This window comes from Muriventricola aceti (assembly GCF_025567565.1).
Lineage (GTDB): Bacteria > Bacillota > Clostridia > Oscillospirales > Oscillospiraceae > Lawsonibacter > Lawsonibacter aceti.
Genome location: NZ_JAOQKF010000002.1, coordinates 138,736 through 150,246, shown reverse-complemented (window position 1 = coordinate 150,246; position 11,511 = coordinate 138,736). Strand labels below are relative to the sequence as shown.

At 57.6% G+C, this 11,511-nt stretch carries 9 protein-coding genes; 4 read left to right on the top strand and 5 right to left on the bottom strand.

The genetic code is table 11. From position 1 onward, the window contains the following. From OCV64_RS02795 to OCV64_RS02775, 5 genes are all read right to left on the bottom strand, one after another. Window positions 1-275, bottom strand: a 275-nt coding sequence (locus OCV64_RS02795) for a GIY-YIG nuclease family protein (RefSeq protein WP_262669255.1), incomplete at its 3' end; no start/stop codon positions are given. Between the two features lie 46 nt (window positions 276-321). After that, entirely contained in the window at window positions 322-1,176 is an 855-nt protein-coding gene (locus OCV64_RS02790) for a radical SAM/SPASM domain-containing protein (RefSeq protein ID WP_147570737.1), read from the bottom strand. Window positions 1,177-1,397: 221 nt separating this feature from the next. Then, window positions 1,398-1,907: a helix-turn-helix domain-containing protein gene (locus OCV64_RS02785; protein WP_262669250.1), complete on the bottom strand. Its 510-nt coding sequence runs from the start codon at window positions 1,905-1,907 to the stop codon at window positions 1,398-1,400. Window positions 1,908-2,383: 476 nt separating this feature from the next. Then, entirely contained in the window at window positions 2,384-3,754 is a 1,371-nt protein-coding gene (gene murC / locus OCV64_RS02780; RefSeq protein ID WP_262669249.1) for a UDP-N-acetylmuramate--L-alanine ligase, read from the bottom strand. 172 nt (window positions 3,755-3,926) lie between these two features. Next, window positions 3,927-4,559 (bottom strand): hypothetical protein, encoded by a 633-nt coding sequence (locus OCV64_RS02775; RefSeq protein WP_147570734.1) that lies wholly within the window; start codon window positions 4,557-4,559, stop codon window positions 3,927-3,929. Between the two features lie 370 nt (window positions 4,560-4,929). Here OCV64_RS02775 and OCV64_RS02770 point away from each other — a divergent pair, with 370 nt between their 5' ends. The 4 genes from OCV64_RS02770 to OCV64_RS02755 all read left to right on the top strand — a co-directional run bounded on the left by OCV64_RS02770 (window position 4,930) and on the right by OCV64_RS02755 (window position 11,469). After that, entirely contained in the window at window positions 4,930-7,503 is a 2,574-nt protein-coding gene (locus tag OCV64_RS02770; protein WP_262669247.1) for an ATP-dependent helicase, read from the top strand. A gap of 300 nt (window positions 7,504-7,803) precedes the next feature. After that, window positions 7,804-9,504 carry an HlyD family efflux transporter periplasmic adaptor subunit gene (locus tag OCV64_RS02765; RefSeq protein ID WP_240287060.1) on the top strand — a complete coding sequence of 567 codons (1,701 nt, stop codon included), beginning with the start codon at window positions 7,804-7,806 and terminating at the stop codon, window positions 9,502-9,504. 13 nt (window positions 9,505-9,517) lie between these two features. Then, a complete protein-coding gene (locus OCV64_RS02760) occupies window positions 9,518-10,213 on the top strand; it encodes an ABC transporter ATP-binding protein (RefSeq protein ID WP_186852834.1) in 696 nt (231 codons plus the stop codon). After that, a complete protein-coding gene (locus OCV64_RS02755; protein WP_240287064.1) occupies window positions 10,210-11,469 on the top strand; it encodes an ABC transporter permease in 1,260 nt (419 codons plus the stop codon). The genes OCV64_RS02760 and OCV64_RS02755 overlap by 4 nt, the downstream gene beginning before the upstream one ends. Window positions 11,470-11,511 lie beyond the last annotated feature (42 nt).

The following is an 11,511-nucleotide window of genomic DNA, read 5'->3' as shown; positions in this document are numbered from 1 at the left end:
GTATGGTCCTCCCCAGGGTCTTCATAGTCCAGCGTCCTCAGGACTGATATCTCAAATTCCTCTGGCCCGTGGAGCTTCCACAGCTCTTGAAGGCGGCGGTTTGGATACAGTCCGCCGTTCAGCTTGACCCGGATGCCGTTCATGGTGGCCCTGGTATCAGAGGAGGTCCCCAGAAAGGACTCCCCAGTGGCCAGACAGCGGACAGACACCACCCCCATCTCCGGGCGGCGGTTCTTATATGCCTCCATCAGTTCTTTTTTCCTGTTTATGTCCATGTTTTCACCTCAATCTATGCTCCTGCCCCGTAGAGGCCCGATCCCCTCACCGGAAGCGGCGCATGTAGCCGCACCGGCGGCATAGCGCCTCCCTGACCCTGCCCTGGGAAAATCCCTGGTAGATGGCCTGGGCTCTGGGACTGCTCAAGATCTCCTCCAGGGGCTGATCGTACAAATTCCCCAGAGAGATATCCCCCTCATGGTCCAGACAGCAGGGGACCACGGTCCCGTCCCATAGCACACCCACCTGGTCCCGCAGGCCATAGCAGAAGCCGGCGCCGTCCCCCTCCGGGGCGCCTAGGTCCGGCCAGTCAAATTTTTCTCCCCACTCCAGAAAAACGCCAGGAGCTAGGGTAGTCCCCCGACGCCCCTCTCTCCAGGGACGCGGAAAGTCCCTCTCCAGAGCGGCTAAAATGTCTCCATTCCGGGCGTTCGCTCCTCTGGTGTCCTCCCCGTCCAGATTCCACAGCCGCAAGGCACACTTCTTTCCAGCTCCGGCGCTCCGCCGGGCGAAGGCAAGGCACCCGGCCAGATAGTCCTCCAGCGTTCCCACGCCCTCGTTCCCCTCAAAGGAGTGAAGAGAAATGCTGACCTTCTCCACCGCCGGACTGGAACAGAGCAGGTCCTCCCGCTCCCCCAACAGGGTGCCGTTGGTGGTGATCATCACCCGAAACTTCAGCTTTTCCGCCCGCTCCAGTATCTCCGCCAAGTGGGGGTGGAGGAGGGGCTCCCCCATCAGATGAAGATAGAGATAGTCGGTGTGGGGACGTAGACGCTCTCCCAATGTCTGGAATCCCTCCGGCGAGAGAACGCCCTTAGTCCGTCTGGTGCCTGGACAGAATTGGCAGTCCAAGTTGCACATGTTGGTGATCTCAAGATAGGCCTTCTTCAAACGCCGCACGGCTACCCCTCCTCTGACGTTTCCTCCTCATTGTACAGGCGGACAGTGTAAAACGCAACCGTTTCTTTTCCCTGTCCCCTCCTGCGTGGTGGGTGATGAGTCATGAGATAAACTCCGCCGGTTCCAACAAAGGGAGATAACCCGGAGTGCTGGTCTTGCAATGGTTAGACAGGTATTGCGCTATAAAAATAGTTGTACTGTGTTCCAAAAGCGGAGCGGACCTATCCTTTCTTCCGTGTTAAAAAAACTCCCGCGATTGCTCCCACCAGGATAATCGGTGCCACCCTAACAAACAGCCATTCAAACGAGTGAAATGCCACTCCGAGAACAGCGGTTTCAGGATCGCTATAATCCCAGCCCAAGTAAGGGCTTTTTTGCATCAATAAGAATGCAAAGACCACTGCTATAACCGCACACAACGAGATGAGAAGCCCGTGCAGGACCCTTCGCCTTGTGGTTTTTCTCTGTGCGAGCTGTAAGTTTATCACCTCCAGCTTTGCGGAAATCGCCTTTAAGTCATCTGCTTCTGCCGCGATAACCTTTTCTCCAAGCAACGTACTTACAGGTGTTTCCAGCACCTCTGATATGGCGATTAACATATCAGAGTCGGGAACCGACAATCCCTGCTCCCATTTTGAAATGGTTTGCCGCACCACATTCAGCTTGATAGCGAGCTCTTGTTGCGAAAGCCCTTTTGCTTTTCTGATTGCTTTCATATTTTCATTGAGCATTCGAAATGATCTCCTTCCTTGCGGTATTTGTGACAATTATAGGAGGAACTGCCCGTTGCTGCAAGCAACGCATTTTAACATTCATTGAAAGAGGCTGTTTTTGCTTCGTTATCTGATCATTACCCGGAAAAATATCCAAGCCCTTCTAGTTGGAAACGTAAAAGAGAATCGGAAGATATATAAATTGTGCGGGGGTAGGTGAATTGGCCTGTGCCTGACGGGACCGGTCATTTTAAAATAAAGCATTAGCAAGTCTGTACCAAGAAACTATAATAGCGCCAAATCGGAATTTAAATGCTGACAAAGAGAAGTAACTTTGGGCCAGTCCACTTCAGAGGACCATAGGTGGTGGGATCACGGCGGGCATGCGCCGGATGAGCTTTGATTCTCTGCCTGATATCCCGCAAAACTAGGCGTATGTGAGGCAAATAGCAGTAAAATATGCCCCGGACACCGTCAGATGTCCGGGGCATATTTTATTGCAGCAGGGCCTCTCCTGCCAGATAGATGTCCCCCGCCCCCACGGTGAGGAGCAGGTCTCCAGGCTGGGCCAGCTCCCGAAGCTTTGCGGTGACCTCATCCAACGTGGGACAGTATACTGCTCCCGGAATTTGGTCCGCCAGGTCTTTAGAGGAGATGCCCAAGTCATTTTTCTCCCGTGCGGCATAGATCTCTGCCAAAATGGCCACATCTGCCAGCTTTAGCTCCTGGACGAACCGTTGGAACAGGGCGGCGGTACGGGTATAAGTGTGAGGCTGGAAGGCACACACCACACGGGCGTAGCCCAGGCTCTTTGCCATGGTGAGCAGGGCGTGGAGCTCATCGGGGTGGTGGGCGTAGTCGTCGTACACCATGGCACCGTGGAACTCCCCCTTCTTCTCGAAGCGGCGTCCGGCCCCGGTAAAGGAGGCAAGGCCCTCCTCCACGGCGCTGCCAGGAACACCAAGCACATAGGCGGCACAGGCGGCGGCCAGAGCATTGGAGATATTATGGCTTCCCCCCACGTTGAGAGCGGCGTGGGCATACTTCACGCCGTGGACCACAATATCAAATTCGGGAAGCCCCTTGTTCCAGAAGATATGATCCGCGCGGCAGTCAGCGGAGCTGTCCCGAAGGCTGAATCGCATGGTCTGGCGGCCGCAGTCCTGGATGGCCTGGAGGGCGTTGGGATTATCCCCGTTGACCACCACCCAGCCCCGGTCGGGGACCAGCTGGGCGAAGGAGCGGAAGGAGTGCTGGATGTCCGCCAGGTCCCGGAAAAAATCCAGGTGGTCCTCTTCCACATTCAGAATCACTGCCACCGTGGGGCAGAAGGAGAGAAAAGAGTTGCAGTACTCGCAGGCCTCGGCGATAATGGTGTCGCCGTGACCGACCCGGTGGCCCGCCCCCAGGATGGGCAGCACGCCGCCGACCATAACGGAGGGGTCCCGACCGGCGGCGAGAAAGATGTGGGCGCACATAGAGGTGGTGGTGGTCTTGCCGTGGGTGCCGGAGACGCACAGGGCATTCTGGTAGTGGGTCATGATGGCCCCCCAGGCCTGGGCGCGCTCAAAGACTGGAATACCGGCCTGCAGGGCCGCGGCAATCTCCGGATTATCGTCGTGGACGGCGGCGGTGCGAATGACGCAGTCGGCTCCCTCCACGCTCTGGGGCAGATGGCCGATGGTCACCGGAATGGACAGGGAGCACAGATGGTCTACCGCCTCGCCTTCACGCATGTCGGAGCCGGTGACCAGGACGCCCCGCCCCTTCAGGACCTCTGCCAGCGGGGCCATGGATACCCCGCCGATACCTACCAGATGGGCCCGGCGGCCGGGCTTGATGTAGTCTTGTATGTTCTGTTCCATGGGATGACACCTCAAACTTAGATTCTTCTCTATTCACCATATTATAAACATTGGGCGGGAGAAGTGCAAGGTTTCCTGAAAAATATGGACGGAAGAGAAGAAAAATATACTGGAAGAGAAAAAAGAAAGGCACATCGTTTCCGATGTGCCTTCTTAAGGAGGAATATGGGTTTTACCCCAGAGTCAGATTAGTGATAACATAGCCGAACATATTGTCCTGCCGCGCGAATTGAGCGTGGAACTGGGCTAGGGAAGAACCGTCTACCAGATAGACTAGGGAGCCATCCACAGAGAGGGAACCGCCTAATTCTCGAATGGAGGTGAGCTGGATCTCGGCCAGGCTGTCGTCGCCGCAGGTAAGCAGATAGCTGTCCAGCTTTCCATCGTAGCGAATCCGGTCGGAAAGAGCCTCGGGGATAGGGCTCAAAGGGGCTGTGCCGGTAAAGAGGGCGGAGGCATAGTCCATCACCGTTTCAGAAGGGAGGACCAGTTCCTCGTCCAGATACTCAGAGCGGTCATCCATCTGCCCGTACAGACTGAGCATATTATATAAGGTTTCCCAAGCGGCCACCGGGTCGGAGAGATCCAACTCCCTTTGGCCCAGATTGACCATGGCCAGGATGGCCGCGTGGAGAGCGGGGGTCATGGAGTCCAGAGCGCCGGTCTCGGCGGGGACGTTGCCGGGGGCGTAGTCCAGCTGCTCTGCCTGGGTGTCAGGGGCCTCCGTCATGTCGGCCATAGCCACAGTTCCAAAGGGCAGGATGAGCAGGGAAGCGATTATTGTGGTCAACAGCAGTTTTTTCATGGGAAGACCTCCTTTCCTATTCTTGTTTTAAGTATAGCACTGAGAGCTGTTACCATCGTATCGAAGGTGTTACGAGAAGGTGAAAAAATGGTTACAGAACGGTTGCAATTTCTTTGGAGTCAACACAAAATAGAGGGAAAAGAGAGGGACGAAGGGACAATATCTTGCTTTTGCACGAAGGAGCGGGACGGGCCTGGGGCTGTCCCACGGGGTATCTTATGCGGGGCGGCGGGACAGTATGCCAGGAAGCTGGGAAAGGGGACAGGCTGAGAATATTTTGAAGGAGCGGGGGCGTCTTCTGGTTGACCACCAGACCAGTTTGGGCTACAATGAAAAAGATAATTTTAAAGAGAAAAAGGATGTTTGCCCCATGCTGAATCACGACCTGGAACTGAGATTTTGTAAGGCCCGCCGGGGGGCTATTGCCCGGGAATTTTCACATTTGAACCCAGAGCAGCAAAAGGCCGCCCTGACCACGGAGGGTCCGCTCCTGCTGCTGGCCGGAGCGGGCAGCGGCAAGACCACCGTGCTCATCCACCGCGTCGCCAACCTGATGAAGTATGGCCGCGGCTCGGACAGCACAGAGGTGCCGGAGTGGGTGACAGAGGATGATCTGACCTTCCTGGAGGAGTATGTCCGGACCGGGGCGGGGGACAAGGCCCGGCAGGAGCGGCTGTGTGCCCTGGACCCGGCGGCCCCTTGGACCATTTTGGCCATCACCTTTACCAATAAGGCGGCGGGTGAGCTGAAGGACCGTCTGGCCAGAATGCTGGGCCCGGCTGCCAACGATATCTGGGCCAGCACCTTTCACTCCGCCTGTGTTCGCATCCTCCGCCGGGATATTGAGAAGCTGGGCTTCGCCTCCTCCTTTACCATCTATGACACTGACGACTCCCTGCGGGTGGTGAAGGATATTCTGAAGGACCTGGGAATCGATGATAAGCAGTTTCCGCCCCGGTCGGTGCTGGGCTACATCTCTAGGGCAAAGGATACCATGAAGCTGGCCGACCAGTATCTGGCCGAGTGCGAGAGGTCTGGGGACTTCCGGCTGACCAAGATCGCCAAGATATACGCAGAGTACCAGCGCCGGCTGTGGGAGGCAAGCGCCCTGGACTTTGACGACATCATTTTCCACACCGTCCGTCTGCTCCAGCAGTTTGACGAGGTGCGGGAGTTCTATCAGCGGAAGTTCCGCTATGTGCTCATCGACGAGTACCAGGACACCAACAACCTGCAGTATCTGCTGGCCTCCACCCTGGCCGGAGGCTATGAGAACTTCTGCGTGGTGGGGGACGACGACCAGTCCATCTACCGCTTCCGGGGAGCGACCATTGAGAACATCCTCTCCTTTGAAAAACAGTACAAGGGCTGCCGGGTCATCCGCCTGGAGGAGAACTACCGCTCCACCAAACATATTTTGGAGGCGTCCAACGCCGTGATCCGCAACAACCAGGGAAGAAAGGGCAAGGAGCTGTGGACGAAGGCGGGGGAGGGGGACAAGCTTACCCTTTATGCCGCCATGAATGAGAACGATGAGGCCCAATATGTAGCTGCCCGTATTCTGGAGGGGTACAGCCAGGGCAGAAAGTGGAAGGACCACGCCATCCTCTATCGGATGAACGCCCAGTCTAACCAGATAGAGAACGCCTGCAAGCGCAACGGGATTCCCTACCGCATCATCGGGGGTACTCGGTTCTTTGACCGGGCGGAGGTGAAGGACATGGTGGCCTATCTGGCCGTCCTCAACAACCCGGAGGACGACCTGCGCCTCACCCGCATCATCAACAATCCGCCACGGGGCATCGGTGCCAAGACGATTGAGACCGCCCAGGAGATCGCCCGGCGGGAGGAGAGCTCACTCTACGCCGTCATCGACAATGCCCGGATGTACCCGGAGCTGGAGCGGTCGGCGGCCAAGCTGGCCGGCTTCACCGCCCTGATGGGGGAGCTGGCCGGGCTGCTGGACGAGCTGCCCCTGGATCAGTTTTATGAGGAGCTGATCCTCCGCACCGGGTATGCCACCATGCTGGAGAGCAAGAACACCGTGGAGGACCGCACCCGGCTGGAGAACGTGCGGGAGCTGCTCACCTCCATTCACGGCTATCTGGAGAACGCCGGGGAGGAGCCCTCGCTGGCGGGTTTTCTGGACGAGATAGCCCTGTACACCGACTTAGACAGCCACGACCCGGACCAGGACTGCGTGGTGATGATGACCATGCACTCGGCCAAGGGGCTGGAGTTCCCTGTGGTCTTTGTGGTGGGGGCCGAGGAGGGCATCTTCCCTGGCATCCGGGCCATTGGGGAAACGGAGGAGATGGAGGAGGAGCGGCGGCTGTGCTATGTGGCCATGACACGGGCCAAGGAGAAGCTGTACCTCACCTGCGCCAATCAGCGGATGCTCTTTGGACGGACCAGCTCCAACCGCCCCTCCCGCTTTGTGGAGGAGATCCCCCCGGAGCACCTGGAGCGGCTAGGCAGGAGCTGCCTGCCCGATCTGGGCGGGGGAGAGGAGGGCTGGAGCGGTATGCCCAGCCGCTCCTCCGGCTATGGGGGCTACGGCTCCTATCAGCGCCCGACTTACGGAGGTGGCCGCTCCGCCCAGGCTGGACAGGGCGGGAGCCGGACGGATCGAGACCCACGGCCCCAACCCTCCTATGGAGGCTTTGTCCGGGCCATGTCGGGCGCTGGTGGCGGTGCCACCGGCAGCGCCCGGACCAGACAGCCTCTGGCCTCCTCCCCTGTGGGGGCTGGAGCGCCGGGGGGAGGCGGCAGCCTCCCTGCCTTCCAGAAGGGGGATACGGTCCGGCACAAGGCATTCGGACAGGGAATGGTCCTGTCCGTCCAGAAGATGGGGGGCGACGCCCTGTTGGAGATTGCCTTTGACCAGGTGGGGACCAAGCGTCTGATGCTGAAGTCCGCGGCGGCGCACATGGAAAAACTGTAAAGCGGCAGAAAAGAGGCATGTCGGGGATGGCGATGTGCCTCTTTTTTACAAACAGGAAAAAAGTATGAGAGGAAAGGCAACATTTACGGAGAAAATACGTCTAACATTATATAGGGATTTACCGGAGCGGGAGAGAGCCTTAATAGAATTTTAAGGATTTGTAATCGCCTTGTAATTGCTTCCGGCGGAGACAGCCCCTATAATGGGGATGATATCTGCGGACTGGTCTATCCCGTCCCCGGGCCTTTGGCCCGCCGACATTTCACTTTATCATTACCGCTTACAGGAGGAAAAGCTGCCATGTCAGAAGTCATAACTCCCCAGCCTGCCGTACCAACCCAGACACCCCCCGCGCCCCCAGAGATGAAACCGGTGAAAAAAGGAAAAAAGAAAGCGGTCAAAAATGCTATCATACTGGCTATCGTGGCTGGGGTGCTGGCGATTGGAGGCTTTCTGCTCTACAAATTCCTCCACTCCGGCGGGGAAGAGCAGGGAGAGATCATGGCCCAGCCCGCCCAGATTGGTACTATCCAGAGCAAGGTGTCCGGCTCAGGTACGGCCAAGGCCAAGGAATCGGCTGCCATTACCTTGACCCAGAGCGGTACGGTGCAGGAGGTCTTTGTCACTGGCGGCCAGACTGTCATGGCCGGCGATCCCTTGTACACCATTTACAGTCAGGCAGCCCAGGATGCTGTGACGGACGCCAAGGAGGAACTGAATAATCTGCTGGAGGATATGGCCGACCTGCAGGAAGAGGCCGCCAACTTGACGGTGCGGGCCCCCTTCGCCGGGAAGCTTCAGGAGGTCAAGGAGTTCCATATCGACGACGAGGTGAGTAAGTCCGCCCCAGTGGCTACTCTGGTGAACGATAAGAAGCTGAAGCTGTCCCTTTACTTCAGCTACGCCTATGAGAAAGAGATCCACACCGGCCAGTCGGTCCAGGTGTCCATCCCAGCTGTTATGGGCTCCTTTGAGGGACGGGTGGAGAAGATCAACAAGGTCAGCTACATATCCCCGGAAGGGGCCGTCCACTTTGAGGCGGTCATCGTCTTTGACAACCCCGGTACTTTGACTGCTGAAATGGACGCCTCCGCTGTCCTGACTGCCGCTGACGGCACCGCGATTTATCCCTACGAGAACGGAAAGACCGAATACTACGAGTCACGGGACATCATTGCCAAGGCCAGCGGCCCGGTGACCGCCATCGGCAATCTGCTCGACCACGCCAACGTCCAGGCCGGGGAGGCCCTGCTCTATCTGGGCTCCTCCACCATTGATTCCCAGATCCGCTCCAAGCAGGAGGAGATCAACAGCGCCCAGACCAAGCTGGACGAGGCCCAGAAAGCCCTCAATGACTTTAATGCCGTGGCTCCCATCGACGGGACCGTCACCTCCTGCAACCTGACTCCCGGCCAGGAGGTCAAGAGCGGCGACACCGTTGTTATGATCTCCAATAACGTGACCATGCTGGTCACCATTACCGTAGATGACCGGAACATCTCCTTTATCAAGCCGGGCAACTATGTGGACCTGGATTGGAACGGACAGGTATATCAGGGATTAGTCACCTCCATTGACATGGGCGGCGCCCAGGCCGGTCAAGGCATGACCAGCTACCCCGTCACTTTGACGGTGGACAACGTGGATGGAAGCCTGATGGACGGTGCCTGGCTCCAATACTCCTTTGTCACCAGCGAGTCGGCCGACTGTATTCTGGTCCCCACTACCTCGGTCAAGTATTTCAGCGACATGGACGGCACCCGCCAGAGTGTGGTCTTTGTCAAGCGGGACAGCCGGCCGGACGACGTGCCCGAACTGGAGCTGCCTGAAGTGGCACCGGGCGAGAAGCGCACCTTCCCCAGCGAGGAGGAGGGCTACTACCCAGTCATCGTGGAGACCGGCATCTCTGACACCCAGAATGTGGAGATTGTCTCCGGCATTCAGGAGGGGGACGAGGTGTTCGTCAACTATACCGTGACAGACGGCAGCTATGGCTATTAAGCGGGGTGGAAAGATGCTCATTGACATCAGAAACCTCTATAAAATATACAACGAGGGCAAGGAGAGCGAGGTCCGGGCCCTGGACGGGGTATCCCTCCAAATCGACAAGGGGGAGTTTGTGGCCATTGTGGGTCAGTCTGGCTCCGGCAAGTCCACGCTGATGAATGTGCTGGGCTGTCTGGATATCCCTACCTACGGAGAATACTACCTGGAGGGGACCGACGTGACTGCTCTGTCCGACAAGCAGTTGGCCCATATCCGGAATAAGGAGATCGGCTTTATCTTTCAGGGCTACAACCTGATCCAGGAGCTGGACGCTCTAGAGAATGTGACCCTGCCCCTGATTTACCGGGGGGTGTCTATCTTTGACCGGGAGGATCTGGCCATGGAGGCCCTGGCCAAGGTGGGCATGGATTCTCGAGCCCACCACCGCCCTTCCGAGATGTCCGGCGGCCAGCAGCAGCGGGTGGCCATCGCCAGGGCGATTGCCACCAAGCCCCCCATCATCATGGCCGACGAGCCCACGGGCGCCCTAGACTCCAAGACAGGCCGCCACGTGCTGGAGATCCTGCGGGACCTGTACCGGGGAGGCACCACTGTCATCCTCATCACCCACGACGATGGCATCGCCGCCACCGCCAAGCGGGTGGTCCGTCTGTCCGACGGCAGGATCACCTCGGACCATCCTCAGGAGGTGGACTGGGAATGAATCTTTGGCAGGCATTCAAAATGGCCTTTAAATCCATCGCCATGAAAAAGGGCCGCTCCTTCCTGACCATGCTGGGCATCATTATTGGTGTGGCCTCAGTGGTCATTATGGTGTCCGTGGTCCAGGGGCAGAATAAAAAGAACATGGAATACTTCGAGAAGATGGGGGACAACAAGATCACAGTCCAGGCCTACTCCTGGTATGACACGAACAACGAAACCGGGCAGAAGCTCTATGACTACTGTCTGTCCCTCAGTAACCTGGTGGATGGCATTACCCCGGATGTAGAGCTTGGGGATAAAATCACTGTCCAGTACGGGGCCAAGACCCTGTCGGTCAACGACTGGGAGAACGGCAATATGGACTGGGAAAAGATGATGCATATTAAGCTGGGCTCTGATCAGTATGGTGTGTGCAACAATTACCAGCTGGCAAATGGCCGAGAGATCTCCTATCTGGATGTGGAAAAGACCAATGCCGTCTGTGTTTTGGGCTCCGGAGCCAAGGAGGCTCTGTTTGACTACACCGACCCGGTGGGGGAGACCATCACTCTCAACGGGCAGCCCTTCCTGGTGGTTGGCTACTACAAGCCCATGGACATCCAGTATTGGCCGGAGATGGACAATGTCATTATCATCCCCTACACCTTCAACCGGACCATGAACAAGAACAATACCATCGACTCCTACGTGGTCAAGGCAAAGAGTGCCGCTGCTACCACCCAGGCCATGACCCTGCTGGACGCCTATCTGTCCGGGATGTTCCCCAAGGACGAGAACGGCAACATGGCAAACGGGAGTTACTATATCAACAGCGACAACAGCTCGGCCGAGGAGATGGAAAACGCCAGCCTGATGCAGTCCCTGGTGCTGGGGGCCATCGCCGGCATCTCCCTGCTGGTGGGCGGCATCGGCATCATGAACATCATGCTGGTTACGGTCACAGAACGTACCAGGGAAATCGGTATCCGAAAGGCCATCGGTGCCGAGCGCAGCAGTATCATCACCCAATTCCTTATTGAAGCGGCGGTGATCTGCGGCATCGGAGGCCTCATTGGTATTGGCATTGGCTATGTGGGTACTATGATCGCGGGAAAACTGATGGAGAACGTGTTTGAGGGGATGATCCTGACTCCGGACCCCATGATCGCCATTGGGGCCTTCCTGTTCTCCGTGGTGCTGGGCATCCTCTTTGGTATGTTCCCAGCCATTAAGGCCTCTGGCCTGCAGCCTGTGGAGGCTCTGCGGGCGGACTAGCCTGCGGCAAAGTCCGCTTTATTTGGGAACCCCGGCCGGGCC